Annotated in this window: 26 protein-coding genes; 5 read left to right on the forward strand and 21 right to left on the reverse strand. The window is 44.3% G+C overall.

The genetic code is table 11. From position 1 onward, the window contains the following. Positions 1-5: 5 nt before the first annotated feature. The 4 genes from thrC to alaC are packed head-to-tail and all read right to left on the reverse strand — an operon-like array spanning position 6 to position 5035. Positions 6-1484: a threonine synthase gene (gene thrC / locus BM293_RS01680; protein WP_093446361.1), complete on the reverse strand. Its 1479-nt coding sequence runs from the start codon at positions 1482-1484 to the stop codon at positions 6-8. Positions 1485-1491: 7 nt separating this feature from the next. After that, positions 1492-2517, reverse strand: a complete 1026-nt coding sequence (locus BM293_RS01685) for a phosphoglycerate mutase (RefSeq protein ID WP_093446363.1) — start codon at positions 2515-2517, stop codon at positions 1492-1494. A gap of 3 nt (positions 2518-2520) precedes the next feature. Continuing rightward, complete coding sequence (locus BM293_RS01690) at positions 2521-3837, reverse strand: homoserine dehydrogenase (RefSeq protein ID WP_093447820.1); 1317 nt, start codon at positions 3835-3837, stop codon at positions 2521-2523. A 1-nt stretch (position 3838) separates the two neighbouring features. After that, positions 3839-5035 (reverse strand): alanine transaminase, encoded by a 1197-nt coding sequence (gene alaC / locus BM293_RS01695; RefSeq protein WP_093446364.1) that lies wholly within the window; start codon positions 5033-5035, stop codon positions 3839-3841. 146 nt (positions 5036-5181) lie between these two features. Here alaC and BM293_RS01700 point away from each other — a divergent pair, with 146 nt between their 5' ends. Then, positions 5182-5568, forward strand: coding sequence for an Mth938-like domain-containing protein (locus tag BM293_RS01700; RefSeq protein WP_093446366.1), 387 nt, complete (start codon positions 5182-5184; stop codon positions 5566-5568). A gap of 5 nt (positions 5569-5573) precedes the next feature. Here BM293_RS01700 and BM293_RS01705 read toward each other — a convergent pair whose 3' ends face one another. Genes BM293_RS01705 through surE form a run of 4 tightly spaced genes read right to left on the reverse strand, consistent with a single transcriptional unit; the run spans position 5574 to position 8425 of the window. Beyond that, complete coding sequence (locus BM293_RS01705) at positions 5574-6371, reverse strand: M23 family metallopeptidase (RefSeq protein WP_093446367.1); 798 nt, start codon at positions 6369-6371, stop codon at positions 5574-5576. Then, on the reverse strand, positions 6368-6946 hold the full coding sequence (locus BM293_RS01710; RefSeq protein ID WP_093446368.1) for a YqaA family protein: 579 nt from the start codon (positions 6944-6946) through the stop codon (positions 6368-6370). The genes BM293_RS01705 and BM293_RS01710 overlap by 4 nt, the downstream gene beginning before the upstream one ends. Continuing rightward, on the reverse strand, positions 6943-7656 hold the full coding sequence (locus tag BM293_RS01715) for a protein-L-isoaspartate(D-aspartate) O-methyltransferase (RefSeq protein ID WP_093446369.1): 714 nt from the start codon (positions 7654-7656) through the stop codon (positions 6943-6945). Before BM293_RS01715 ends, BM293_RS01710 begins: the two co-directional genes overlap by 4 nt. 22 nt (positions 7657-7678) lie before the next feature. Continuing rightward, entirely contained in the window at positions 7679-8425 is a 747-nt protein-coding gene (gene surE, locus BM293_RS01720; RefSeq protein WP_093446370.1) for a 5'/3'-nucleotidase SurE, read from the reverse strand. Positions 8426-8477: 52 nt separating this feature from the next. Between surE and BM293_RS01725 the strand changes: the two genes are divergently transcribed. Then, complete coding sequence (locus BM293_RS01725; RefSeq protein ID WP_093446372.1) at positions 8478-9041, forward strand: Smr/MutS family protein; 564 nt, start codon at positions 8478-8480, stop codon at positions 9039-9041. Here the strand turns inward: BM293_RS01725 and BM293_RS01730 are convergent. The 6 genes from BM293_RS01730 to BM293_RS01755 form a co-directional block, all read right to left on the reverse strand. Beyond that, positions 9038-9406, reverse strand: coding sequence for an FtsB family cell division protein (locus tag BM293_RS01730; RefSeq protein ID WP_093446373.1), 369 nt, complete (start codon positions 9404-9406; stop codon positions 9038-9040). The genes BM293_RS01725 and BM293_RS01730 overlap by 4 nt on opposite strands. A 15-nt stretch (positions 9407-9421) precedes the next feature. After that, positions 9422-10708: a phosphopyruvate hydratase gene (gene eno, locus BM293_RS01735; RefSeq protein ID WP_093446374.1), complete on the reverse strand. Its 1287-nt coding sequence runs from the start codon at positions 10706-10708 to the stop codon at positions 9422-9424. Positions 10709-10778: 70 nt separating this feature from the next. Beyond that, positions 10779-11615: a 3-deoxy-8-phosphooctulonate synthase gene (kdsA, locus tag BM293_RS01740; RefSeq protein ID WP_093446376.1), complete on the reverse strand. Its 837-nt coding sequence runs from the start codon at positions 11613-11615 to the stop codon at positions 10779-10781. Between the two features lie 2 nt (positions 11616-11617). Then, a complete protein-coding gene (locus tag BM293_RS01745) occupies positions 11618-13249 on the reverse strand; it encodes a CTP synthase (RefSeq protein ID WP_093446377.1) in 1632 nt (543 codons plus the stop codon). A gap of 125 nt (positions 13250-13374) precedes the next feature. Continuing rightward, positions 13375-14622, reverse strand: a complete 1248-nt coding sequence (gene tilS / locus BM293_RS01750; protein WP_093446379.1) for a tRNA lysidine(34) synthetase TilS — start codon at positions 14620-14622, stop codon at positions 13375-13377. After that, positions 14603-15559 carry an acetyl-CoA carboxylase carboxyltransferase subunit alpha gene (locus BM293_RS01755; RefSeq protein WP_093446381.1) on the reverse strand — a complete coding sequence of 319 codons (957 nt, stop codon included), beginning with the start codon at positions 15557-15559 and terminating at the stop codon, positions 14603-14605. The genes tilS and BM293_RS01755 overlap by 20 nt, the downstream gene beginning before the upstream one ends. 118 nt (positions 15560-15677) lie before the next feature. Here BM293_RS01755 and BM293_RS01760 point away from each other — a divergent pair, with 118 nt between their 5' ends. Beyond that, positions 15678-16412 carry a DUF481 domain-containing protein gene (locus tag BM293_RS01760; RefSeq protein WP_093446382.1) on the forward strand — a complete coding sequence of 245 codons (735 nt, stop codon included), beginning with the start codon at positions 15678-15680 and terminating at the stop codon, positions 16410-16412. A gap of 67 nt (positions 16413-16479) precedes the next feature. Here the strand turns inward: BM293_RS01760 and ycaO are convergent, their stop codons facing one another. Then, the gene (gene ycaO, locus BM293_RS01765; protein WP_093446384.1) at positions 16480-18222 is read right to left on the reverse strand and encodes a 30S ribosomal protein S12 methylthiotransferase accessory factor YcaO; all 1743 of its coding nucleotides are present in this window, start codon (positions 18220-18222) and stop codon (positions 16480-16482) included. A 146-nt stretch (positions 18223-18368) separates the two neighbouring features. Here ycaO and BM293_RS01770 point away from each other — a divergent pair, with 146 nt between their 5' ends. Beyond that, on the forward strand, positions 18369-18659 hold the full coding sequence (locus tag BM293_RS01770) for a hypothetical protein (RefSeq protein WP_093446385.1): 291 nt from the start codon (positions 18369-18371) through the stop codon (positions 18657-18659). On the opposite strand, the gene BM293_RS01775 is transcribed toward BM293_RS01770, so the two are convergent. After that, positions 18652-19068 (reverse strand): YcgN family cysteine cluster protein, encoded by a 417-nt coding sequence (locus BM293_RS01775; protein WP_093446387.1) that lies wholly within the window; start codon positions 19066-19068, stop codon positions 18652-18654. The genes BM293_RS01770 and BM293_RS01775 overlap by 8 nt on opposite strands. 21 nt (positions 19069-19089) lie before the next feature. After that, positions 19090-19761 (reverse strand): TIGR01621 family pseudouridine synthase, encoded by a 672-nt coding sequence (locus tag BM293_RS01780; protein ID WP_093446388.1) that lies wholly within the window; start codon positions 19759-19761, stop codon positions 19090-19092. Between the two features lie 95 nt (positions 19762-19856). Here BM293_RS01780 and BM293_RS01785 point away from each other — a divergent pair, with 95 nt between their 5' ends. After that, positions 19857-20303, forward strand: a complete 447-nt coding sequence (locus tag BM293_RS01785; protein ID WP_093446390.1) for a hypothetical protein — start codon at positions 19857-19859, stop codon at positions 20301-20303. An 82-nt stretch (positions 20304-20385) separates the two neighbouring features. Here the strand turns inward: BM293_RS01785 and lpdA are convergent, their stop codons facing one another. From lpdA to BM293_RS01805, 4 genes are all read right to left on the reverse strand, one after another. Beyond that, positions 20386-22155 (reverse strand): dihydrolipoyl dehydrogenase, encoded by a 1770-nt coding sequence (lpdA, locus tag BM293_RS01790; RefSeq protein WP_093446391.1) that lies wholly within the window; start codon positions 22153-22155, stop codon positions 20386-20388. Between the two features lie 15 nt (positions 22156-22170). Beyond that, complete coding sequence (gene aceF / locus BM293_RS01795) at positions 22171-23529, reverse strand: dihydrolipoyllysine-residue acetyltransferase (RefSeq protein ID WP_093446392.1); 1359 nt, start codon at positions 23527-23529, stop codon at positions 22171-22173. 27 nt (positions 23530-23556) lie between these two features. Next, positions 23557-26217 (reverse strand): pyruvate dehydrogenase (acetyl-transferring), homodimeric type, encoded by a 2661-nt coding sequence (gene aceE / locus BM293_RS01800; protein WP_093446394.1) that lies wholly within the window; start codon positions 26215-26217, stop codon positions 23557-23559. Between the two features lie 218 nt (positions 26218-26435). Beyond that, on the reverse strand, positions 26436-26924 hold the full coding sequence (locus BM293_RS01805) for an RNA pyrophosphohydrolase (RefSeq protein ID WP_093446395.1): 489 nt from the start codon (positions 26922-26924) through the stop codon (positions 26436-26438). Between the last annotated feature and the right edge of the window lie 20 nt (positions 26925-26944).

Here is a 26944-nt window from a genome sequence, read left to right on the forward strand (position 1 = left end):
GGGGGTTATCCTTCAAAAAAGCCAAGTATTTCGGCTTCGATCTCAGTTTTATCAATAACCTTGTCTTGTACAGCAGGCAGGTTAAATAAAGCCTCAATTTGAGCTGGAATAGACGCCTTCCCTGTTGCAGCTATTTTTTGCAAAGCTGTTTCATCATTCACCTGCTCATCACCGAAAATACTTGCTACGATCGATGGTGAGAACTTAGTCCATTCCGCAGTCGAGTAAATAATCGACTTAATCGCCGGGTTATCCACTTGGGTAGCATCGACTTTAAAACTGGTCGCCGTATGGGGGTCCATCAAATAACCCTGCTCAAAGTGCTGTTTAATATAGTGCGCACCTTCTTCATCCGTACAGTAATCCGCTGCAAAAATCGCTTGTACTTTAGCCAGTTCAGCCGATGAAAGTTGATAATACTTGTCTTTATCCAAAGCTAACATCAACTCGCGGGTGCGCTCGGCCCCCAACAGATCAAACAAAATACGTTCTATATTCGATGACTTTAGAATATCCATAGCCGGTGACTTGGTCGGTTGAACCTGAGCCCCACGCAAATCATATACCCCGTCATTAATAAACTGAGTTAAGACATTATTATCATTCGACGCAATTAAGATTTTGGCAACAGGTAAACCCATCTTATAGGCATAATACCCTCCTAATGCATTACCAAAATTACCACTAGGTACATTTAAATAAACTTGATCGCCAAGGGTAATTTCGCCCATCCGAACCAGTTCAAGATAACTATGTATATGGTAAAGCGTTTGGAAAATAATGCGCCCAAAATTGACCGAGTTAGCGGCCGATACCGAGATCCCTTTTTGCTGTAAAGTCGCTTTAAACTCATCCGAAGTTAGCAGGGTTTTTAATGCTGACTGTGCATCATCAAAATCACCCTTAATCCCAATGACTTTGAGGTTTTTACCCGCTTCAGTGACCATTTGCAAACGCTGTACATCCGAAGTGCCACCTTCAGGATACATACAAACCACCTGAACATTCGGTTTATCGCGAAAGGTGTCTAACGCAGCAGGCCCGGTATCACCACTGGTTGCTGCCAGGATCAAAAACTGTTCTTGACGCGCTTGTGCAACTGCAGACAACAAGGTGCCAAAGGGTTGCAACGCCATGTCTTTAAACGCACGCGTGGGGCCATGAAAAAGCTCGCTTACAAAAATACGATCGGTGACCTTGACAACTGGTACTGGATGCTTAGGATCATCAAACTGATCATATAAGGCCAAAGCACGGTCAATCACCTGTTCAGGGATATCGACTTCAAACTTCATCAGTACCGCTTTTGCAAGGGTTTTATAGTCCGATTCAAGGTGGTCTTTAAGGAAGGCTTGGTCTAAGCTAGGCAAAGATTCAGGTGAATATAAGCCACCGTAAGATGACATCGGACTTAGGATTGCTTGCGAAAAACTAAATTTTGTCGGGAAGTGCCCGTCATTGCCGCGTGTTTCAATAAAATTCATTATTAACCTACTCTTTAATCATCTTAAATGGGATGTTTCGGCGCCAAAAACGTTTTAAATAACGAGGCTCTAACAACCACCCCATACTATAGTCAAAATCTATATAAACTGAGTGTAATTCACCATTAACCAGGCCTGCTGCAATAGGACTTAACCAACTTTGCTCCAACCAGATCAAATAATCCTCGGCACTCGTCAGTTCTGGCGGCGACACTTGAAGCAAATGATGACGACCTTTTGAAAAATCAACGTGCTGATGCCACTGAGTGTACTGACAAACAGGATCAACTTGCGTTGCTTGGATCAGTTTTGATAGACCGGTAAAATACGAATGATCTGACCAAATTTGCGCATCGTTGCGCAAAACAATATTGTCTAGATCGAGTTTACCCTCCCCCCAGATCCAAACACTGTTTATTTCTAGCTGTCCTTGCTCACGGCGACGCTCGTTAACGGGATGCGTATGAAATAACATTTGGGCTTCATTCATAAGTCGACGCCAATAGCTGGCACTTGCCCCAGTTGGATAACGCCCTTGGATTGAAGCATACTTGAGACTATCTAATATATCGCTTTTGAAGTCTATCACTTGCGGCAAACGTAAAAACCAAGCCTGACCTGTGCCTTCAAGCTGTAAGCCTTCTGCCTCAAAATGTCGATTAAATGCAAATTTTAATGATTTAGCTTCATCAACCGTGACAGCAAGTTCATTTTCAGGAATAAGTACCAGCGTATCGCGGTCAGGACGCAAATGAACAGGCGAGACTTTCAACCAAAAATCCTGCTCATTAAACCCTAGCACCTGATAACTGGCTTCTGTTGCTGCAATGGCAGGCATAGCCTTTTGATGCATGAGATAAGCGGCTTTTGCATAGAAGTGCTTAGGCTGTTGTGGAATTAAATCGCCTCTACTTAGAAGCTTATGCCAAGCAGCCAACTGTTTTTTTTCCAATCCTTTTGATGCATGAGCAACCTCTTGCACGCCTAGCGCTGGAGATACCCAAAGTGTTAAGGCTTGAGACTCTTGAGTCATGAGTTAAAAATCACTCATACGGATTTTATTAATTTTACCTAACACACCTTCAAGCCCTTCTAATCTGGCCAGTGCCTGATTAAAGGTCGCCTCACAAACCTTGTTGGTTGTGAAGGCCAATAAGGCTTGATTAGCCTGATCATCATGACTTATTGGTTCTTGATTCAAATGCTCAATACTAATCGCAAAATCAGCTAAAGTTTGAGAAATAGCGGCCAACATACCCGGGTGGTCTTCAACTAAACAACGCACATAAAACCCGGTATGAATAGCATCTATATTCAGTATGTTAGCCGATGTTTTTAAATCAGCTGTGTAACGACCTAAAGGAGGAACGCAGTGGCAATGCCCGGCTTTCCAAACCCGGCCAAGGTCATAGAGATCGGCCATGACAGCTGATGCAGTTGCAGCGCCTCCAGCACCTGGACCATAGAGCATCGTGGCACCGACCTGATCACCATGAACCAATACGGCATTCATCACATCATTTACATCTGCCAATAAAACACTTTTAGGTACCAGGGCAGGATGCACGCGTAATGAATAACCAGCGTCTTCTTTAACCGCAATCCCCAAATGCTTAATTTCAAAACCAAAAGCCTGCGCGAAACGCACATCATCTGCAGACACTTGACTAATCCCTTCGGTATAGACACGTGAGAAAGCCAGTTCAATGCCAAAAGCTAGAGATGCCAAAATAGCAAGTTTATGCGCAGCGTCAATCCCCTCTACATCATAAGTAGGATCGGCTTCGGCGTAACCCAACTCCTGTGCTTTTGCCAATACAACATCAAACTGCGCACCGGGTTTTTTCATTTCAGTAAGAATATAGTTCCCAGTTCCATTGATAATACCTGCAAGCCAATTAATATCATTAGCTATTAGCCCTTCACGCAAGGCTTTTATAATTGGAATACCACCGGCAACGGCTGCCTCAAAATAAATCTGCACACCGTATTGCTCAGCAAGCGCAAATAATTCATTGCCATAGAGTGCTAAGAGCGCCTTATTGGCCGTCACGATATGTTTACCATTTCGAATTGCCTGTTCAACCAAGTCACGAGCCAGCGTTGTGCCGCCCATTAACTCGACCAAAACATCAATATCTGGATCTTGAACAAGCTCAAATGGATCATCCGTTATGGCTATATCACCGGTTGCGACACTACGAGGCCTCGAAAGATCACGGACGGCAATTTTTTTAATTTCAAACGTTTGATTGATCTTAGAACGGCTCGCTTTTGCCTGTTTCTCCAAAATAGAAACTAAGCTGCTCGCAACCGTACCAAGACCGACCACTCCTAATCTAATCGGTTGCACATTAAACTCCATTGATTAACCCATCTTTTTTAAACATATCACGAATACCGCGGATGGCTTGACGGGTACGTAATTCATTTTCAATCAGACCAAAGCGGACATGGCCATCACCGTAATCACCAAAACCTATACCTGGTGCAACAGCAACCTTGGCATCAATCAATAGTTTTTTGGAAAATTCAATTGAACCCATGTCACGATAAGCTTCGGGAATAGGAGCCCAAACAAACATCGTTGCTTTTGGCGGTTCGACTGGCCAACCAATTGCATTGAGACCATTACACAATACATCACGGCGGATTCGATACATTTCACAAATCTCTTGCACACAGTCTTGTGGCCCTTCTAATGCAGCAATCGCCGCCACCTGAATAGGCGTAAAAGTGCCATAATCGAGATAGGACTTCATTCGCTTTAATGCATGACATAAGGTTGGATTACCCACCATAAAACCAACACGCCAACCTGGCATGTTATAGCTTTTAGACAGGGTAAAAAACTCAACAGCAATATCCTTAGCACCCTCTACCTGCATTATTGACGGAGCAACATAACCATCAAAAACAATATCAGCATAAGCCAAATCATGAATAACCCACATATTATGGGCTTTTGCAATCGCAATCACTCGCTCAAAGAACGCCAATTCGACCGTTTGCGTTGTTGGATTGCCTGGAAAGTTGAGAACTAACATTTTGGGTTTGGGCCAAGAATCCTTTATCGCTTTTTCAAGTTCTTCAAAAAAATCCACGTTAGGAGACATTTCAACATGGCGAATATCGGCGCCAGCGATGACAAAGCCATAAGGGTGAATCGGGTAAGCCGGGTTGGGTACTAAGACTGTGTCACCCTGATCAACGGTAGCCAAGGCGAGATGCGCTAAGCCTTCTTTTGAGCCAATCGTGACGACCGCTTCTTTATCGGCATCAATCTCAACATCGTATCGCGTTTTGTACCAGTTACAGATGGCTTTGCGCAACCGTGGAATCCCTTGTGATACCGAATATCGGTGCGTTCCTTCACGCTGTACCACTTCAACCAACTTATCAACTATATGCTTTGGGGTATCTTGATCTGGATTTCCCATTCCAAAATCAATGATGTCCTCACCACGACGACGGGCTTCGGCTTTGAGCTCTCCAACGATGTTAAATACGTAGGGGGGAAGACGCTTAATTCTTTGAAATTCGCTAGTCACGAAATGGCCTTTTAAGGTTAATGCGTTAAATATTTAAGAAGTTATTGAAAGTAAAAATAAACCCTAAATGATACAGAATCTACAAAATTCGTCAATTAATTCAAGGTAAAATCAGCACAGTAATTTTGGTATTATCGAGGCATAAAATGAAATTTACCGAACACCTAAATCCCGGGGTTAATCTAATTCGTCGTTACGAGCCTGGTCGGGTTTATGTAAACGATCAAGCAATTAAACAAAGTTGTATTGTTAGTCAGCATCATCTGCTCGCTGACTGGCCGGTTTTCGACATGCAGGATCTTAGCCAACAAAATTTAATGACCCTGAGTGACCTTAAACCAGAGGTGTTGATATTGGGCACAGGTGAAAGCCAGATTTTCCCACCTGCGTCAGTCATGCAATTTTTTATTCAACAAGGGATTAGCTTGGAAGTGATGACGAATGATGCCGCATGCCGAACCTACAATATCCTTACGACAGAAGATCGTGAAGTCGTTATTGCGCTTATAATGCAGCCGGCTAACGCAAAATAATACCTTTATCGCCCACTGGTTGGGCGTAAAAAATCACTGACATTGACTTTTTGGTTATCTTTTCGTATTTCAAAATAAAGTTGCGGATGAGCGGCTGTACCAGACTGGCCTGATTCGGCAATTTTTTGACCCCTAATGACCTGTTGCCCTTCAGAGACGAGCAAATGACGATTATGCGCATAGATAGTCATAAAGCCATTAGCGTGCCGAATCATCACCATTTGGCCAAATTGACTGATGCTCTCACCAGCAAACATGACTTCACCCGCCTCTACTGCAATCACATCAAGACCGGGTGCTAATCGAATAATCAAACCTTCTCGCCCTACGCTGTCCTTTTGCCACCGATAATTATCATATCGAGGTGTCGGCCATAACCAGTTTAAACGCGATGCTTGAGCCGTTTGAACTGATGTTGAATGACCAGAAGAGCTTGCAGTCGGTGTTGAAGCATCTGCCGCTAAACGTAAACGCTGCCCTGGAAAAATTAAATAGGGCTCATTTAACCCATTCCATGCCACTAAGTCACTGAAAGGTACATTACAGGTTACCGCCACTTCACTCAGGGTATCGCCAGGTTGCACCTCATACCCGTCCTTAACCGAGCAGCGCGAACGAAAACGCGCTAAAAACCCTCCCCCGGACGAAGAGGTTGTAGCTTGGCTAGCGGCTGAATCAGTCGCGTTTTTTTGCGCAGCAGCACGGCGGTCACTGTCATCCAAGTAAGCTCGCGGCGCTTGACCACACCCTACTAGCAGGCCTGCTAACAACAGTGTAGTCCATTTAAGGTGTTGCCAAGTCATAAAAGCCTATACCCAATAAATCCAAACACTAATATTACAAACGCCCAACCTAACCACTCTATCCATTTACGAATATAGGGTTCCATTCTGACGCCGCCCCACTTCATTAAGCTGGCAACAAGAAAAAAACGTGCGCCTCTACCCAAAATAGAAGCCAATATAAAGGGCAATAACGCCATGCTTGTTGCACCTGCCGTGATGGTAAACATTTTGTAAGGTAAAGGACTAAATCCAGCTACTAAAATAATCCAGATACCATATTCTGCAAAAAGCTCAACCATGACATCATAGTAGTGTGCGTAACCTACCCGCTCTATGATGGGCCAAACCCACTCCAATAACCACATACCAATAAAATAGCCCAGTACACCGCCAAGCACAGAGAAAAACGTGGTAAGCCAAGCAAAATACATTGCTTTTTCAGGCCGAGCCAAGCTCATTGGCATGAGCATCACATCTGGTGGTATAGGAAAAAAGGACGATTCCGCAAAACTCATCCCAGCTAAATAGCGCGGAGCATGACGATGACGCGACCAGCTCAAAACCCAATCATATAAAGGGCCAAATAATTTCATTCATGTAATCCTGATAGTAATGGAACAAACTGCGCCTCACCCAAATCAACTTGAGTAATCCGCCCATACTGATCTTTTTCAATACCGATTAGGCGTTGTGTGCTAGTACCCACTGGGAGAACTAAACGACCACCATTAGCCAATTGTGCGATTAATGACTCAGGCACTTTGGCTGCGGCTGCCGCACATAAAATAGCAGGATAAGGACTGAACAAGTGCCAACCTAACTCACCATCAGCAACAGCATAGGTGACCAGCTGCTTATCTAAACTGGCTAAACGCCGCTTAGCCAAATTCTGCAAAGGTTCAATACGCTCAACAGAGTAAATTCTACCGCTAAACCAAGCTAATATAGCCGTTTGATAGCCAGAGCCAGTCCCTATCTCTAAAATTTTTTGGTTAACTAAAAAGTGATCACGATTTAGCCACGACGTCATTATGGCAACGGTACGTGGGTTAGATAAAGTTTGACCATAACCAATCGGCAAAGAGCAATCTTCATAAACACGTTGTGCCAAAGCTTCGTCAACAAATAAATGTCGCGGAGTATGCCGTATCGCACGCAATACATCCGCATCCAGTGACAAATGCGATTGCTGCTCCAGGCGCAACACCATTTGATCTCTGCGACGCTGCGATGTTAGACCAACGCCTTGTAGCTGTTGATAGGCAGGGTTTGGATAGGCAAGCGCTTCATTTAACACCGTCATTACAGCAGGCTCATACCATCAATCATGTATTTAACCAGTCAGCTAAAGGTTCTAGCATGCGATAGTGTGTTAAATCAATTTGCAATGGCGTCACAGACACAAATCCCCGTTCAATCGCATAGAAATCTGTACCTTGACCTGCGTCAGCGGCTTGTCCAGCAGGGCCAATCCAGTGAATCAACTTACCACGTGGATCGCGCGATGATACCACCGGTTCTGATGCATGGCGTTTGCCTAATCGAGTAATTTGAATGCCACGAATCTGCTTGAACGGAATGTCTGGTACATTAACATTTAATACCGTATTGCGATCCAACTTCAAGCCAGGTAATTTATTGAGTAATACCCCCACCACTTGAGCCGCTGCATCATAGTGTTGATGGCCACATAAAGAGACAGCCATGGCGGGTAACCCTAAAAAGCGTCCTTCTGTAGCGGCTGCAACGGTGCCAGAGTAAAGCACATCATCACCCATATTCGCACCTTCATTAATCCCTGATATCACCATGTCAGCTTGATAATCAAGTGCGCCATTAATACCCAAATGAACACAATCTGTTGGCGTACCATCTACACTCAGAATATTTGGCGCGTAATCATGGATTCGCAATGGATGAGTAAGGGTTAATGAATTACTAGCAGCACTGCGATTGCGATCAGGTGCAATCATCACGCAATCACGTACACGCACATGGTTGTTTAAAAATTCAAATAATGTTTGAATACCGGGAGCTAAATAGCCATCATCATTTGACAGTAAAATACGCATACCTATTGTCCTTACCTACTGGGGCAAAATTTTAAGATGTGAGAATTATAAAGTGTCTGAGCTATCTAAAGAAGATAAATTACTGCTAGAACAAGCTTTTGCCGATGTAGAGCCTCTTAAACCAAAGCTTCCGAAGTACAACAATGCCCGGCAAACTGCGCCTAAAAATATGAAAAAACCTACTAGGCACCTACAAGGTAACGATCATGCGATAGAACCATTAACTGACACTGATGGCTACAAGGTCAACATGCTGCCTTCAGGCTTTGTGAGCTGGTTTCACCCCAGTTTGCGCTCGCAGGATATAAAAAAATTGCGACAAGGAAATTATCCATGCCAGGGTGAACTTGATTTGCATGGGTTTACTCAAGAACAAGCTGTACCTAAGTTATTAGATTTTTTGAACACTAAAAAACAATCAGGTGTTCGCAGTATTCGGATCGTGCATGGCAAAGGCTACAATTCAATTGCGGGCCCTATTATCAAAGAGTGTGTACTCAATATTTTAGCTCGCTACCCTGATCTACTAGGGTTTTGTTCAGCACAACCTAAACATGGTGGCACAGGTGCCGTGTATGTTCTATTTAAAAAACAATTGACGACATTTAACGACTAGTTATCAAGACGATTAAACGGCAGTGGCGATTCGATAGGTTGCTCAGATACATCAACCGACTGATCCATTGTACTGCTAGGGTCAGGACGCTCAATAAGAAACTGAACAAACACCTCACCTTCTTGGATCATACCTAGTCGATAGCGTGCCACGGTTTCGATCGCATGATGACCCGAGTGCAAACTATCAATATGTTCTTGCAAAACTGCATTCTCGGCTTCTTGCATCGCCACTTCACGCTCAACTTCAGCTAGGCGAGCTTCTAAGTAGAGTCGCTCACCCCAACCACCTTGTGAAGACAGCAAACTAAACATCACCCCAAAGAGCGCGACAATAAGTGCAAAATTAAGCCATGCGCGCTTCATAGGGTATTGGTAACCTTACTTAAGGTTGTAAAACGCCGACTGACCCGGATAAACCGCACTGCCCGCTTCGTTCAAGGCTTCTTCGATGCGAATCAATTGGTTGTATTTAGCCACACGGTCAGAGCGTGACATTGAACCAGTTTTGATTTGACCGGCACCAGTCGCTACAGCAATATCAGCAATCGTTGCGTCTTCGGTTTCACCTGAACGATGCGAAATGACCGCGGTATAACCGGCATCTTTTGCCATTTGAATCGCGTTCATGGTTTCAGTTAGCGTGCCGATTTGGTTAACCTTGATCAAAATAGAGTTAGCGATGCCCTTCTCAATACCCTCTTTTAAGATATTGGTATTGGTTACAAACAAGTCGTCGCCGACCAGTTGAACAGTCTTACCCATCCGCTCGGTTTGCATCTTGAAACCATCCCAGTCACTTTCATCAAAACCATCTTCAATAGAGATAATTGGGTATTTCGCACACCAGTCAGCATAAAAATCAACCATTTCAGCGCTGGTTAAAGTACGGTCTTCAGATGCAAGCACATAGTTACCATCTTTATATAACTCTGACGCGGCCACATCTAGTGCGATCATGATATCTTTGCCTGGCACATAACCCGCTTTTTCAATCGCTTCTAAGATAACGGTAATCGCTTCCTCGTTTGATTTTAGATCTGGGGCAAAACCACCTTCATCGCCGACTGCGGTGTTATAACCCTTGTCGTGCAATACTTTTTTCAAGGTATGGAACACTTCTGCGCCGTAACGTAGCGCTTCAGACAAGCTTGGTGCCCCTACTGGCATAATCATAAACTCTTGGAAATCGACGCTGTTGTCAGCGTGTTCACCGCCGTTGATAATGTTCATCATCGGTACTGGCATACGGTAGTCGTCATTTTTTAGGTATTCAAACAAGGCTTGACCTTTTGAAATCGCCGCCGCTTTGGCACAAGCCATTGACACCGCTAAAATCGCGTTGGCACCTAAACGGGCTTTGTTGTGGGTACCGTCCAAATCAATCATGATTTGGTCGATATGAGCTTGTTCGGTCGCTTCTTTACCCACTAAAGCCGAAGCAATTTCATTTTTGATATTGTTGACCGCGTTCATGACACCTTTACCCATGAATACAGACTTATCACCGTCACGTAGCTCAATCGCTTCACGTGAACCGGTTGAGGCACCCGATGGTGAGGCTGCACGCCCAACGGCACCGCACTCTAGAATTACGTCGGCTTCAACAGTGGGATTACCACGTGAATCAATAATTTGGCGCGCTTTGATTTCTTTAATCAATGACATCTTTTAACCTTTTGAGTAGTAAAAATTAATAAAATAAATCGAATTCTAATCAGGCTTTGTGACAGGAAAGTTAAAGTAACTCGTTTTCAACAAAACCATGCTGTTTAACAACCTGGTCGAGCGCTTTAAGCACCTCAAGAACAGGTTTTAAATTAGCCAGTGGCCACATATTAGGGCCGTCACTTTTGGCGTTCGCCGGATCTGGGTGAGTTTCCATAAATAAACCGGAAATACCCGCCGCAACCGCTGAACGCGCTAACACTGGTACAAACTCTCGTTGACCGCCCGATGTACTGCCCTGTCCACCAGGCTGCTGCACGGAATGAGTGGCATCAAACACGACCGGACACCCGGTACGGCGCATTGAGGCCAAACCGCGCATATCAGAAATGAGCGTGTTATAACCAAACGACGTACCACGATCACAAACCATGATTTGCTCATTGCCTACCTCGCGCGCTTTCGCGACCACTTGATCCATATCCCAAGGTGCTTGAAATTGGCCTTTTTTAATATTGACCGGTAAGCCTTGGCGACAGACATTTTGAATAAAGTTAGTTTGACGAACTAAAAACGCGGGCGTTTGCATAACGTCAACCACTGATGCCACTTCGGCCAACGGCGTATCTTCATGAACATCAGTTAGGACCGGCACACCGATTTCATCTTTAACTTTTTGTAAAATACGCAAACCCTCATCAATCCCTAAACCACGAAAACTCGCTGTTGAAGAACGATTAGCCTTGTCATACGAAGACTTAAAAATAAAGGGAATGCCTAATTGTGACGTCAATTCTTTTAACTTGCCTGCTGTATCAATGGCAAGCTGTTCTGACTCAATGACACAGGGACCCGCAATCAGAAAAAAAGGTTGATCAATACCTACATTAAAGCCGCAAAGTTGCATACCTATCCTTTTTGTTTAGCCGTTAGTGCCGCTGAAACAAATGCACTAAATAATGGGTGACCATTGCGCGGCGTTGAGGTGAATTCAGGGTGAAATTGGCAAGCTACAAACCAGGGGTGGTCAGGAATCTCGATCGACTCAACCAAATTACCATCTGCCGAATGGGCCGAGAATACCAGGCCTGCTGCTTCTAGTCGAGCAACATAGCCTTCGTTCATTTCATAGCGATGACGATGGCGTTCACGAATAACTGCTTGACCATAAATATTGGCAAGGTTAGTACCTGGCTTAACATTACAATTTTGGCCGCCAAGACGCATCGTGCCACCTAAATCAGATTGCGCCGAACGCGCCACAATAGCACCCTGCTCATCCGTCCACTCCGTAATTAAGGCGACTACAGGATGAGGGGTATTTGGATTCAACTCGGTGCTATGCGCACCTGACAGACCCGCAACATGACGAGCATATTCAACCACCGCCATTTGCATACCTAAACAAATACCAAGGTATGGCTTGCGAGATTCACGCGCATATTTAATCGCAAGGATTTTACCCTCTACGCCACGCTCGCCAAAGCCACCCGGTACTAAAATAGCGTCCATCTTTTCTAGCTGACTAACCCCCGAAACTTCTAACTCCTCAGAATCAAGGTAGTGAATATTAACTTTAGTCGCAGAATGAATACCCGCGTGCAAAAGTGCTTCAATCAGTGATTTATAGGCCTCGGTTAGGTCTACATATTTGCCCACCATGGCAATATCAACTTCTGCTTGTGGATTGAGTTGGGCATTTACAACCCGATCCCAATCACTTAAGTCCAGTGTTTTGGTGCCAGTTAAACCTAGACGGTTCAACACTAGCTCATCCATACCCTGTTCATGGAGCATTCTAGGTACTTGGTATATAGACTTGGCATCTACAGAATTAATGACAGCCCGCTCTTCAACGTTGGTAAATAGCGCGATTTTGCGTCTTTCGGCGTCTGCTAATGGAATCTCTGATCGGCAAATCAATACATCAGGTTGAATACCAATTGAACGTAACTCTTTAACTGAGTGCTGGGTAGGCTTGGTTTTAACTTCACCGGCTACTGCAATATACGGAAGCAATGTCAGATGCATAAAGATAGCATTATCACGACCTACCTCGACGCCCATTTGACGAATGGCCTCCAGAAATGGCAAAGATTCAATATCGCCTACAGTACCACCCACTTCAACCAGTGCGACATCCGCATCCAAAGCAGAAGCTTTAATCCGTGATTTAATTTCATCAGTAATATGTGGAATCACCTGAACTGTACCACCGAGATAGTCACCACGGCGTTCTCTACGAATCACTTTTTCATAGACCTGTCCGGTTGAAAATGAATTAGCCCGGCTAAAATTACGCTGTACAAAGCGCTCGTAATGCCCTAGGTCCAGATCTGTTTCAGCGCCATCGTCCGTTACAAACACTTCACCATGCTGTAACGGACTCATTGTGCCCGGATCTACATTAATATATGGATCCATCTTTAACATACTAACGCGCAAACCACGCGCTTCTAGCAATGCACCCAACGCAGCGGCAGCAATGCCCTTGCCTAATGAGGAAACCACACCGCCGGTAACAAAAATATATTTGGTCATTACACACACTTTGTAAAAAACTTGAGGACGCAAGAAACGCTATTAGATTAGTGCAGTAAAAAGTGCAAAAACTTTATAGCTTAGAATGGAATGGCATTTTAGCTCAAAAAGGGCTGAGCTTCAATTTAATTCACGCCCAGCAAGGAACAGCCCTGCTGACTTTGCAATACTGGCCACCCATCACGCAACCAAGGTGGCACGCTATGGCGTTGAAACCATTTTTTTAAACGCTCACCGCCAAAAACATCATCAATATGACGATTTCTTAACCTTACCGGGAAGATGTCCTGGTCACAAGCCAATGTAAGAGGAATGGGCCAATGAACATTACACCAGGCTTGAAGTGCTGCTAGATCAGTAAACGTCACATCAAAACGTGGCGCTACGGCTGGATAGTATATTTTATGTCTATAACGCTGCATTGGCTGACCCGCTATCTGAATCTGCGGATGCCGCTGCATAGAAGCCGAACGTGCTTGCGTCAACAACCATTGCCAATGTGGTTGACGCAAACGTAAACCGTGGTATTCGTCAAACCACCGTGCGATAAGTGCTTGCTGACGCGGCCAACTCATATCGCTTAAAAACCCCCAGTCAAAACATTTTGGCTCGGGCGCCCAAGCCTGCCAATCCTGCTGCTGATATTCAACCAACAGAGCCTGTGTTTGTTGCAACCAACCTGCTGACTTTGCGATATTTTGAATGGGCTTATCGTAACGTTCAGCCAACACGGGCCAAAGTCGCTGGCGCAAATAAACTCGTTCAAAATGCGTATCCATGTTCATAGGATCTTCAACCCAGCTCAACTGAAACGCTTTAGCATAATCCAATAAATTCTGCCGGCCTATGCCTAACAAAGGTCGTCCTAGCCACTGTTTTTCTCCACCATAAACTAGAGGTTGCAGCATTTGCATAGCGGTTAACCCTTGAAGCCCAGCCCCCTGCATAAGCTTAGCTACAAATGTCTCAGCCTGGTCTTGTTGATGATGCGCTGTCAACAAACAAACTGATTCTGGTATGCAAGCCGCCATAGTCTTATAACGTGCTTCTCTTGCATGTGCTTCAAGATTACGACCCGGTGTTAGATTAAGCTGAATTGACTGATGAGCAATCCCCCATCTTTGCGCCAATTGTTCGCAATGTTGTTGCCACTCCAAAGCAAGCGGACTTAAGCCATGATTGACATGAATACTTGATAGCTTGATTGGCAGTGACTTAGACTGGGTAAACTGCTGGAGTGCATGCAATAATACGGTAGAATCTAAGCCACCACTCCATGCCACCACCACTGGCGGCATGGGATCGGAGATAAGACGAAATTGATGAATAAACTGCTCAAACGCCTGATTAAGGTCAGAGCTCAACGTTACCATAACTCATGTAACGCTGGTAGCGTTCAGCTAAAAGACTATCAATCGGCATCGATTTTAATCGTGCCAATTCATCGAGCAGTTGTTGCTTAAGATTATCAGCTGCTTGCTTTGGCGAACGATGCGCACCGCCCAAAGGCTCTGGCACAATCGCATCTACCAATCCAAGTGATTTTAAGCGTTGTGCTGTTACCCCTAATGCCGCTGCTGCATCAGAAGCATGCGCGGCGCTTTTCCATAGGATAGACGCACAGCCTTCTGGCGATATAACCGAATAAGTACTGTATTGCATCATAATGGTTTTATCACCCACACCTATGGCCAATGCACCCCCAGAACCACCCTCACCAATCACAGTACAAATTATTGGAACCTTTAACTCGGCCATTTCAATTAAATTTCGTGCTATTGCCTCACTCTGGCCTCGTTCTTCTGCGTCAATACCGGGATATGCACCAGGTGTATCAATAAAGGTTAAGATTGGCATATTAAAACGTTCAGCCATTTTCATTAATCGCAAAGCTTTTCGGTAACCCTCCGGGCGTGGCATACCGAAATTACGACGAATTTTTTCTTTGGTATCACGGCCTTTTTGCTGACCAATGACCATCACTGGTTGACCCTCAAGACGTGCCAAGCCACCCACAATGGCCTTATCATCAGCAAAGGCACGGTCACCATGAAGTTCCTCGAAATCACCAAACATATTAGCTATGTAATCGAATGTGTAAGGTCGCTGTGGATGACGTGCGAGCTGCGAGATCTGCCAATCGGATAGACTTTTGAAAATAGATTCTGTTAACGCCTGGCTTTTTGCTTCCAAGGACTTAATTTCTTGCAGCAAATCAAAATCCTGATTGCCCTCAAGGTGACGTAATTCATCAATTTTGGCCTCAAGCTCGGCAATTGGTTGCTCAAAATCTAAAAATTCAAACTTCATGGATCCATCCCATTGGTAATAATGTGCCTATAATATCAAATTTTTGTAAATTTGACCTCCTTGTTCAGCTTGATATACTGCTTATCGTTTTTATTTAAACTTATCACTAGGATTAACTATGTTGAAAACCCCTTCAAAAACACTCTTAGCTGGCCTAGTTAGTGCTGGTTTAATGACACCCTTGTTAGCACAAGCTCAAACTCCCGCTCTAGGATGGAACGGTACGGGTGAAGCAGGCTTTAATAGTCGCACGGGTAATAATGTTAGCGAAAGTTTAAATGCTAGACTTCGCGTTAATTACATTCAGGAAGTTATTGAATATAAAAGCTTATTTGAGATTCAGTATCGCTCAGAAAACAATGACACTACCTCAGAGCGTTATGTCATTGACCTTCAAGCCGATCGATATCTAAACGCGACACGCGATTTTTATGCCTTTGTAAACACGCGTGGAGAGCGCGATAAGTTTGCCGACCTTGATTCGGATTTAAGTATAGCAGTGGGTTTAGGTCGCGTACTTTATCGAACGGATGCAAGCTTATTAAAAGGTGAAGCCGGTATAGGTTATCAAACAGTAAAATTTATTGAAAAAGATGATGACTTCGATCAAGCAACAGGACGTCTAAAACTCGACTTTGACCACCAATTTAATGAGACCTATAGCTTTGTACAAGACCTGCTTTATTTTGCTGGGCCCGAACAATATAAAGTTGAAACCAACACCGGCTTACGCGCGGCTCTCAATAGCAAATTCTCAGTCAGTGCTAGCTACAAATATCGTTACAACTCGAATCCAGGTGATGCGAAAAAGACGGATGGCGAAACCAATCTGTCGCTCATTTATCGTTTTTAATGCCTTACTTCTAAGGATAAAAAGCCTTTGCTAGGCTTTTTATCTACATACAACCCTCAATTAACCCTCAATCTTGATAGCCAAAAGTCTGTTTCGCAACACGCGATTTATCCAAAACCGCCAACATAGCAAGATGGCGCTGGCTTTCAAAAAACATAGCACGCCCCAAGGACAATCCCCAAAATCTTGCGTCACCATCAATATGTTGATGCGCCCTGTCAACCCTATCCTGACCAAACAAATTTGATAAGACTGCTTTGTAGTGCCCAAACTCTTTATCTTGTAACTTTAAGGCTAAACATAAATCCATTAACTCGTAAATGGGTTGCCAGCTTGCAGCGCCCGCTGTCGCATAGGCCTTTGCGATATAAAGTGAATCGGCCGCGGCCTCATAGTCCTGTAATGCCAGTTCAGTCCAAAAACGCAGGTCGGCTATTTTTAACACTGACCAGGCCTGGTTAGGATCAGGCATTAAGCCAATCAGCGATGCCACACCTTGATGATCACTAAAGCCCACTTGATCTAATACACTTAACACAGCGGCATAATCACCCTGTTCAGCACTAAATAAAGCTTCCCGTAATAAACGGCCATCATTTTGATTTTTAAGCACCAACTCATCCATCGGATAGACTTCGGACATGCCTGGCACAATCAAGCGTGTCGCACAAAAATCATGATGCTGATAATCTGCACGATAAACCTTAAAACCCAATTCGGTTACTTTAGCTACAAGCTCAGACCACTGCTCTGAAGTAGTTTGAGCACCCTCCCAGGCACAAAATTCATAATCAGGTGTACTGGCTAACATGTGCAAATTAATTAATCCTGACGAGTCAATAAAGTGATTTTCTAAATTTTCTGCTTCAGCAACAGCAATCTGATCCAGCGTAGGCGTTTGAAAGCCATCGAGATTTTGTAAATGCCGCCCTTGTAAGGATTCGGTTAAAGTACGTTCTAAAGCCACCTCAAACAACGGATGAGCTCCAAAGGACGCAAAACACTGACCTGTTTTCGGATTAAATAGCGTGACATTCATCACCGGGAAACGCCCACCTAATGACGCATCACGCACCGATACCGCCAGTCCTTGGGCTTGTAAATCCGCAATAGCTTGCGAAATCGCTGGAAATCCAGCAATTACCTCATCTGGCACTTCAGGCAAGCAAATATTTTCAGTCAGGATTTTATTTTTTACCCAGCGTTCAAAAACTTCTGACAAACCCTGCACAGCTGATTCTAATGGCGTATTCCCTGCTGATAAACCATTACTGGCATATAAATTACTTAACATATTAACTGGAAAATAAACGCGCTCACTAGTTGTTTGTTCGGTCATAGCAATAGCGCGAATTATTGGACTCGTATCATTGAAGCTTAACAAGTGATGTGCGGTAAGCTCCTGATGGGGGTCATAGATTTGCCACAGCTCAGGTGTTAAAGCCTGGCGATAATCCTCTAGGGCAAAATGGCGATCATGGGGATAATACAGCCAATCATTAAACTGCTGACCATCTCGTTCTTCACGCAGGGTTAAATAATAATCAGAGAAAAAATAGTTAGTTGACAGACGCTCTAAATACTCACCCATTGCACTCGCTTGGGTCGCTTTGCGGCTAGCACCTTTGCCATTGGTAAAAAGTGCCGGACATGCTTTATCAAAAATATGTAACGAATAAATATTTTCTGCCGGATTTAGCCACTGTTGCTTATCTAAATCGATCGTTAGATTATCAAAAATAGCCTGCATTTTTAGTAATGAAGCTTCAAGACTCGCATCCTTGCCCTTAATTAACGTTTGTTCACTCATGAGGTATCCTGTTTTATTGGTCAATAAATTATTTTTTAATTTATTTTTGCTTTTATTGATGACTTAGCGCTAGAATAAAATTGTAAATATGTTCAAACAGATAGCTGTACTTTTCCAAATCTATACCCTACCTATTGGAGGTTTATATGAAACGTGCTTTAACGCTATTCGGTGCAAGTCTTTTATTAGCTAGTACATCTTATGTGCATGCTCAAGGTGGTGACCCACGCGCAGGCGAATCACTACACAGCGATGCAAATTGCTTAAGTTGCCATACTGCAAACCCCTATAGTACGGCAAAAACACCTAATTTTGAACGTCTTGTCGCTGCTGTAAACTTTTGTAATGTAAATTTAAATACAGGCTGGTTTGATGATGAAGTGTTAGATGTCGCAACCTACCTCAATGAGAAATATTACAAATACGAAATTAAATAATATAGTCCTCAGGATCTATTCCCGGTGCCGCTAACACCACCGGGATACTCTGCAAACCATGGTATTTAACCTGATCTCTATTGCCCGTGTTGAGTGGGTGCCAATCTGGTACAGGCAAACCATTATAGCGTAACCGATAGGCGCAGGTTTCAGGCAACCATTCAAACTCTGCAATTTTTTTAATGTCCAATTGAACACACTCAGGCACATATTTTTTTCGCTGAGCATAGTTGCTACATAGCCCAGTCTGAACATCCATTAACTGACAAGCTACTCGCGTATAGAGTAATTTATCAGATTCATCGTCCTGTAACTTTATCAAGCAACACAAACCACACCCATCACAAAGGCTTTCCCATTGCTGATGCGTTAAATCTCGAAGGGGTAAATCTTCCCAATACTTAACCATTTATGCTGTAATACCAGTTTATTAAAAATGCGCCCATGGAGCTAACCAATTATTTTCTTCTAAAAACGCATAAGATGCCAAAAAGCGTTGACCAGAGCTTGGTGGCAACACGAACGCATAATCATGATCCTGTAAACTAAAACGCAAACCATAAGCATGCAAATAGCCACGATCCTCTTGCTTAGCATCTGCCAGTGTTTGATATCGACCATCTCCAGCGATTGGTGCCCCTAAACTCTTCAATGCAACTCGGATCTGGTGCGTTTTACCAGTATGAGGTTTAACCAAAAAAAAGCGTTCACTTGGTCGATGTGCACGGCTGATAAACTGCGTTACTGCAGGATTAGTTTGATTTACCGTCAAACGCCAACTGCCGCGACGACTTGTCACCATATCGCCTTTTACCCAGCCCTGCTTCTTTTTGGGTTTATGTGTCGAGATTGCCAAATAATATTTTTCGATCAACCTTTGCTCAAACAATTGTTGAAATTGGCGAGCCACCTGGTCTGTTTTAGCCATTATCACTAGACCGGATGTCATCTTATCTAAACGATGTACTGGATAAAGAGCTTGATGAAGCTGGCGCTCCGCTAATACCACCAGGCCTGGTTGCTGCTCTGAATGAAAATTAAGCCCCGCGGGTTTATCCAACAGAACAAACTCATCATTTTTAAACACCACAGGCAACAACATTTAAATTCCAACCATATTAAGTAGGCATGTTCCGTTTTACGACAAGTTATGTTAACTTTTATGTTCAACATAACGTTTCTCTATAAGGCTTTTCCATGTCTGAGCAAAACACCCAACAAAAAGTACAAACCTGTTTGAGTTATCTTGATAAACGACTTGAAGAAACATCACAGCAAACCATTCAAATTGCAGAAACGATTCTAGAGGATATACGTGAACTTAACGCCGAATATAATAAGGCTGTCCAACATAACCAACTAGAAAAATATGTTGCACAACTCCGTGAAACCCAAGTTAAATGGATGCACCAATTACAAGATATTATAGTAGAACAAACCAATCGAGATTTAAGCGGTCAAGTTATTTTAGTGCTAAACAACTTTTCCAATAAGTTGAATGACATTCAACTTGACCATTTAGACTTTGAGTTACCTAGTGCGGTAGCGTCTAAACAGGATAATGCTTTTGAATATCTGAGCCAGGAAGAAATAGATTTGCTTTTTTCAGATCCAAATATACCGAAAATAAACAAAGACTCTTAACCATATCTACAACAGCATGTCTAATCCAAAAGATTGGAACGTGACCCATAATTCATTTTTGGGCCACGAGGCTGACTAAACATTATTTCTTCTTTTTAGGCGCAATCAAATCCGTAATCGTGCCTTCGGCCATTTCAGCGGCAAAGCCAAGCGTTTCACTCAAGGTAGGATGCGGATGAATGGTTAAGCCAATATCCTGCATATCTGCACCCATCTCAATCGCTAACATCGCTTCAGCAATCAACTCACCCGCATTCGTACCGACAATGCCCGCACCCAACAAACGATGGGTTTTGGCACAGAATAAGGCTTTAGTTAAGCCTTCATCACGCCCGATACTTAAGCTGCGACCTGATGCGGCCCAAGGGAAGGCGCCTTTTTCATACTCAACCCCTTCGGCTTTAAGCTGGTCTTCAGTCTTACCCGCCCAGGCTACTTCTGGATCCGTATAGGCGACCGAAGGAATCCCCATCGGCGTAAAGGCACTGGGTAAACCACAAATTACTTCGGCAGCCACTTTACCTTCATGCACCGCTTTATGTGCCAACATCGGTTGCCCGACAATATCACCAATAGCATAGATGTGAGGTACGTTGGTTTGTTGACGCTCATCGACTTCGATAAAGCCCCAATCGTTAACCGCTACACCAGCAAGCTCAGCGTCGATCAATTTACCATTAGGAGTGCGACCAACCGCGACTAATACCCGGTCAAAGGTGTCTTGGGTAGGACAATCCTTGCCCTCAAACGACACCACCAAGCCACCTTCTGACGCTTCAACATGCGTGACCTTAGATTTTAAAAACACATTTTCATAGCGCGATTTAATCCGTTTTAACAACGGACGACTAATGTCCTTATCCGCGCCGGGAATAATGGTGTCGCCCAACTCAACAATGGTCACTTTTGATCCCAAAGAATCGTAAACCTGAGCCATTTCTAAGCCAATAATGCCACCACCAATCACTAATAAACGTTTTGGAATCTCGGCCAATTCAAGTGCATCGGTAGAGTCCATTACACGAGGGTCATCATGAGGAATAAATGGCAACTTGATCACGCGAGAGCCAGCGGCAATAATCGCTTTTTCAAACGCGATGGTTTGTGTTGAACCATCCTCCGCTGTCACACTAATCGTATTAGCCGAGCTAAACTTACCATAACCGGTCACCACTTCAACTTTACGTTGTTTCGCCAAAGCAGCCAAACCACCGGTGAGTTTAGTGATCACGCTATTTTTGTATGCACGCATTTTATCAAGATCAATGCTGGGTTCGGCAAAGCTAATACCATGCGCCGCCATATCCTTGGTCTCATTCAGAATCACCGACATGTGTAACAGCGCTTTAGACGGAATACAGCCTACATTCAAACATACGCCGCCAATAACCGGATAACGCTCAATAAGAATTACTTTTTTGCCAAGGTCAGCGGCACGGAAAGCAGCGGTATAACCACCGGGTCCACCACCTAACACTACCACTTCAGCTGTTTTATCAGCAGCAGGTACATCTTGATTTGAACGCGCTTGCGACGACACACTAGCCGACTGAACGTGTGCTGGTGCAGACTCGGCTGCAGCTGTCTCAGCTAGCTGAGCAGGTCGCTCATCAGCAATTTCCATCTGACCAATCACACTGCCTTCACGTACCTTATCGCCGACCTTTACGGTCACAGCCACCACTTTACCCGCAAAAGGTGAAGGCACTTCCATGGTTGCTTTATCTGATTCAAGCGTCAGTAATGAATCGTCCTGAACGACTTCATCACCGACATTCACCAGTACTTCAATAATATCGACATCCGCAAAATCGCCAATATCTGGAACCTGTATTTCAACAACTTGACTCATACTTGCTCCTATCAATTAAAGCAATAACTGGCGAATATCCGCCAAATGCTGACCAACAAACTGGGTGAAACGCACCCCTTCGGCACCATCAATCACGCGATGATCATAAGAAACACTAAAGGGCATCATCAAGCGAGGTTGAAAAGCGGCACCATCCCATACAGGCTGCATAGCGGCTTTCGACACACCCATAATCGCCACTTCAGGTGCATTCACAATCGGTGTAAATTGTGTGCCGCCAATGCCACCCAAACTTGAAATACTAAAGCATCCACCAGACAAATCTTTAGGTGACAACTTACCGTCGCGCGCTTTGGCACTCAACTCCATTAAATCGCGCGATAGTTCAAAGATAGATTTTTGGTCCACATCACGCACGACCGGCACCACTAAACCATTGGGCGTATCGACGGCAATACCGATATTAAAGTAGCTTTTACGGATTAATTTTTGTCCATCAGGCGACAAAGACGCATTGAAATTAGGGAAGGCTTTTAATCCAGCGACCACCGCTTTCATAATAAACACCAACGGGGTGAGTTTAACGCCGGCCTTTTCAGCCTGTGATTTCATGTCTTTACGGAAGTGTTCAAGATCAGTAATATCGCATTCATCAAACTGCGTCACATGCGGAATATTGAGCCAAGCTGTGGCGAGATGTTTACCCGAAATCTTTTTAATCCGGCTCAGCTCAATTTCTTCAATCGACCCAAACTGGGCAAAATCAATCGTAGGCACCGCTGGGATACCGCTACCGCCACTGGCCGCATCTGCACGGGCACCACCAGATTGCATCACCGATTTTACGAAAGCTTCAATATCTGACTTTAAAATTCGCCCTTTGTTGCCAGAGCCTGCTACTTGCGTTAGTTCAACTCCAAGAACCCTTGCAAACGCACGCACCGCTGGCGTGGCATGGTACACAGCACCACTGCTTTGGCGGTTAACTGGTTTGGGGGTATTAGCCACAGAGCTCGCAATGGGCAATCCAACATTAGATGAGTGGGTTTGCTCATGTAGTTTCGGTGCAACCTCAACCGGTGCCGCTGCTGATGTATCTTGTTTCGGCGCCGGTGCGACCGCTTTTTCATCGTCTTGCTTAGCTGTTTCCGAACCACTCGTGGCCTCACTTGACTCTGCAACCTCAAGATCACAAATGTAGGTGCCTTTTGCCACCTTATCACCGACCTTAGCCTGTAAGTTCGAGACCTTACCGCCATGGGTTGCCGGCACTTCCATCGTTGCCTTGTCTGATTCTAAGGTCAACACAGAGTCATCAAGCTGAATCTGATCACCTTCTTGAATCAATACTTCAATTACATCAACGCTATCAAAATCGCCGATGTCAGGGACTAATAACTGTATTTTTGCCATCTTAATATCCTCAACTATCAGCGTTAATTATGCGTGAATCGGGAAAGGCTTTTCCGCATCCAAACCATACTGAGCGATGGCTTTTTCAAGCACCTCCGCTTTAATCTTGCCTTGAGCTTTTAACGCTTTTAACGCCTCAAGTACAATGTAGTATCGATTCACTTCAAAAAACTTACGCAATTGTTCACGGGTATCAGAGCGGCCAAAGCCATCTGTTCCTAATACGTGATAGTCACCTGGCACATACTCACGAATGCGATTTGCATAATCACGAATATAATCGGTTGCGGCAATAAAGGGCCCTTTAGCGCCAGTCAATACTTGAGTAACATAAGGCACCTTTGGCTCAGCAGCTGGATGCAGGGTATTCCAGCGCGTCACTTCCATCCCATCACGACGCAATAGGTTAAAGCTTGGCACGCCCCAAATATCTGCAGCTACATCCCATTCCGCTTCCAGCATTTCTGCTGCAGCAATCACTTCACGGAAAATAGTACCTGAACCCATCAATTGCACACGATGTTTGGCTTTAGCGGTCGATTGTTTAAATGGATATATCCCTTTTAAAATGCCTTCTTCAACACCTTCAGGCATAGCGGGATGACTATAGTTTTCATTCATCGCAGTAATGTAGTAGAACACATCTTCCTTATCAGTCAGCATTCGACGCAAACCGTCTTGAATAATCACCGCCATTTCATAGCCAAAAGTCGGGTCATAGCTTAAACAATTTGGAACCGCATCAAACATCACCAAATTATGGCCATCTTGATGCTGCAAGCCCTCACCTTCAAGCGTAGTACGTCCTGCAGTACCACCAATCAAGAAGCCACGTGCACGCGAATCACCTGCAGCCCAGGCCAAGTCACCAATACGTTGGAAACCAAACATCGAGTAATAAATATAAAACGGAATCATTGCCTCGCCATAATTAGCGTAAGCTGTTGCGGCTGAAATCCATGATGACATAGCACCGGCTTCGTTAATACCTTCTTCAAGCACTTGACCGTTAGACGACTCCTTGTACCACATCAGTTGATCTTGGTCGACTGGCTCATATAACTGACCAGCAGGGTCATAAATACCAATTTGTCTAAACAAACCCTCCATCCCAAAGGTACGTGCCTCATCAGGAATAATCGGCACAATACGCTTGCCTAGCTCTTTATCGCGCAAAATAATAGATAGAATGCGCACAAATGCCATGGTGGAAGACATTTCTCGATCCGCTGTACCCTCTAGCAACATTTTAAAAGCCGCTAAATCAGGCACGGGTAAACTCGCTGCTTTATCCTGTCTAGAAGGCAAGGCACCACCCAACTCTTGGCGACGGGCACGAACATATTCCATAATTGGACTATCGTCAGCTGGACGATAAAAAGGTACGCTAGACTCTAACTGTTCATCAGAAATCGGTACTGAAAAACGATCACGGAAATACTTTAAGCCATCAATATCAAGCTTTTTCTGTTGATGCGCACTATTAGCCGCCTCACCAAACTCGCCCATGCCATAGCCTTTAACCGTTTTAGCCAAAATAACCGATGGCATATTTTTAGTTTCAGTCGCGCGTTTGTAGGCATTGTAAATTTTACGCGGCGAATGACCGCCGCGAGTGAGTCGGAAAATCTCGTCATCGGTCATATCTTTAACCAAAGCCGCCGTTTCAGGGTACTTACCAAAGAAATGCTCACGTACATAAGCACCGCCTTTTGCTTTATAAGCTTGGTACTCGCCGTCGACAACTTCGCCCATGCGCTCAATCAACTTACCGGTTACATCTTTGGCCAGCAGTGTATCCCAACCCGTGCCCCATAGTACTTTAATCACGTTCCAACCTGCACCACGGAACATACCTTCTAATTCTTGAATAATTTTGCCATTCCCGCGAACCGGGCCATCTAAACGCTGTAGGTTACAATTGACGACAAAAATTAAATTATCCAGATGTTCACGCTGAGCTAATTGAATCGCACCACGAGATTCTGGCTCATCCATTTCACCATCACCCAAAAACGCCCAAACTTTTCTACCTTCAGTTTTAGCTAGGCCGCGTTTTTCCATATACTTCATAAAACGCGCTTGATAAATAGCCATCAATGGCCCTAAGCCCATTGAAACGGTCGGGAATTGCCAAAAATCAGGCATCAACCACGGATGAGGATAAGACGATAGACCATTACCATCTACTTCTTGGCGGAAATTGTTAAGCTGCTGTTCATCTAAGCGCCCTTCCATAAAAGCACGTGCGTACATACCAGGGGCAGTATGCCCTTGAAAGAACACCATATCACCACCCACAGGATGTTGAGGACCCTTAAAGAAATGGTTCATGCCGACTTCATAAAGCGTACAACTTGAGGCATATGAGGCAATATGACCGCCCACACTCGTGGATTTATTTGCTTTTACCACCATCGCCATCGCATTCCAACGCAAAATAGAGCGTACTCGGCGCTCAATACTTAGATCACCTGGGTAATTGGCTTGTTCTTCTTGGGCAATGGTATTGATATAAGGGGTATTTGCAGAATAAGGAATGTCAATACCGTGAACACGGGCTTTTTCAATTAAAGTCGCAATTAAATGCTGGGCTTTTTCAGCACCTTCAAATTCAACAACGGCTTCTAATGCATCAAGCCACTCTTGAGTCTCTTGCGGATCTTGATCAATGAATTGATCACTCATAGTTTATCACCTCTTGGGTTAAGCAACCACGCACGCTGGGTTAGATATAGGTACGTGAAACAAACAGAGGACTTTTCCGGCAATCATTTTTGAGTCACCTTTCCAAGCCTCTAACCTGAAAATTTTATGGCGGCAATCATACCATTTTTTTGCACTAAAAAGATAGGTGGGCTCATAATAGCCCACAAGAAAAACCAGTAAGCTATTGATTTTAAATACTAACAGCATTTCCAGAAAGCATTAAGAGCTGGCTCAAGTTCAGAAAGCGCTTGCTGATAGACAGATTGCTTGAAACTAACAACCTGTTGAACAGGAAACCAATAATCGACCCAAATCCAGTCTTCAAACTCTGGCGAGGCATGAACACTAAGATCTATTGCGGCTTCATCCGCTTCCAATCCAAGCAAAAACCAGATTTGTTTTTGACCAACACAGACAGGATAACTGTTTTGTCTAATCAGGTGACGGGGTAAATCGTAATGTAGCCAATCCTGGGTCTTGGCTAGAACTCTTACATCAGATGGATTAAGTCCAACCTCTTCCTTCAATTCACGGAAAGCCGCCTGCTGGGGTGTTTCATGATCACGGATGCCACCTTGAGGAAATTGCCAAGCATCTTGCTGGATACGTTTACCCCAAAATAGTTTTCCATGCTTGTTTACGATTATAATACCGACATTAGGTCGATACCCATTGGAATCTATCACCAAATCGTCCTTCAACCGCA

Source organism: Thiomicrospira sp. ALE5 (assembly GCF_900112445.1).
Taxonomy (GTDB): domain Bacteria; phylum Pseudomonadota; class Gammaproteobacteria; order Thiomicrospirales; family Thiomicrospiraceae; genus Thiomicrospira.

Excerpts from the sequence above, each read along its gene's own strand:
- BM293_RS01775 (WP_093446387.1), bottom strand. The coding sequence starts at position 19,068 with ATGGTTAAGTATTGGGAAGATTTACCCCTTCGAGATTTAACGCATCAG.
- surE (WP_093446370.1), bottom strand. The coding sequence starts at position 8,425 with ATGCGTATTTTACTGTCAAATGATGATGGCTATTTAGCTCCCGGTATT.
- BM293_RS01755 (WP_093446381.1), bottom strand. The coding sequence starts at position 15,559 with ATGAAGTTTGAATTTTTAGATTTTGAGCAACCAATTGCCGAGCTTGAG.
- tilS (WP_093446379.1), bottom strand. The coding sequence starts at position 14,622 with ATGGTAACGTTGAGCTCTGACCTTAATCAGGCGTTTGAGCAGTTTATT.
- aceE (WP_093446394.1), bottom strand. The coding sequence starts at position 26,217 with ATGAGTGATCAATTCATTGATCAAGATCCGCAAGAGACTCAAGAGTGG.
- BM293_RS01780 (WP_093446388.1), bottom strand. The coding sequence starts at position 19,761 with ATGTTGTTGCCTGTGGTGTTTAAAAATGATGAGTTTGTTCTGTTGGAT.
- BM293_RS01705 (WP_093446367.1), bottom strand. The coding sequence starts at position 6,371 with ATGACTTGGCAACACCTTAAATGGACTACACTGTTGTTAGCAGGCCTG.
- BM293_RS01785 (WP_093446390.1), top strand. The coding sequence starts at position 19,857 with ATGTCTGAGCAAAACACCCAACAAAAAGTACAAACCTGTTTGAGTTAT.
- BM293_RS01760 (WP_093446382.1), top strand. The coding sequence starts at position 15,678 with ATGTTGAAAACCCCTTCAAAAACACTCTTAGCTGGCCTAGTTAGTGCT.
- thrC (WP_093446361.1), bottom strand. The coding sequence starts at position 1,484 with ATGAATTTTATTGAAACACGCGGCAATGACGGGCACTTCCCGACAAAA.
- ycaO (WP_093446384.1), bottom strand. The coding sequence starts at position 18,222 with ATGAGTGAACAAACGTTAATTAAGGGCAAGGATGCGAGTCTTGAAGCT.
- eno (WP_093446374.1), bottom strand. The coding sequence starts at position 10,708 with ATGTCATTGATTAAAGAAATCAAAGCGCGCCAAATTATTGATTCACGT.
- BM293_RS01700 (WP_093446366.1), top strand. The coding sequence starts at position 5,182 with ATGAAATTTACCGAACACCTAAATCCCGGGGTTAATCTAATTCGTCGT.
- BM293_RS01710 (WP_093446368.1), bottom strand. The coding sequence starts at position 6,946 with ATGAAATTATTTGGCCCTTTATATGATTGGGTTTTGAGCTGGTCGCGT.
- BM293_RS01730 (WP_093446373.1), bottom strand. The coding sequence starts at position 9,406 with ATGAAGCGCGCATGGCTTAATTTTGCACTTATTGTCGCGCTCTTTGGG.
- BM293_RS01745 (WP_093446377.1), bottom strand. The coding sequence starts at position 13,249 with ATGACCAAATATATTTTTGTTACCGGCGGTGTGGTTTCCTCATTAGGC.
- BM293_RS01770 (WP_093446385.1), top strand. The coding sequence starts at position 18,369 with ATGAAACGTGCTTTAACGCTATTCGGTGCAAGTCTTTTATTAGCTAGT.
- lpdA (WP_093446391.1), bottom strand. The coding sequence starts at position 22,155 with ATGAGTCAAGTTGTTGAAATACAGGTTCCAGATATTGGCGATTTTGCG.
- kdsA (WP_093446376.1), bottom strand. The coding sequence starts at position 11,615 with ATGCAACTTTGCGGCTTTAATGTAGGTATTGATCAACCTTTTTTTCTG.
- BM293_RS01685 (WP_093446363.1), bottom strand. The coding sequence starts at position 2,517 with ATGACTCAAGAGTCTCAAGCCTTAACACTTTGGGTATCTCCAGCGCTA.
- aceF (WP_093446392.1), bottom strand. The coding sequence starts at position 23,529 with ATGGCAAAAATACAGTTATTAGTCCCTGACATCGGCGATTTTGATAGC.
- BM293_RS01715 (WP_093446369.1), bottom strand. The coding sequence starts at position 7,656 with ATGACGGTGTTAAATGAAGCGCTTGCCTATCCAAACCCTGCCTATCAA.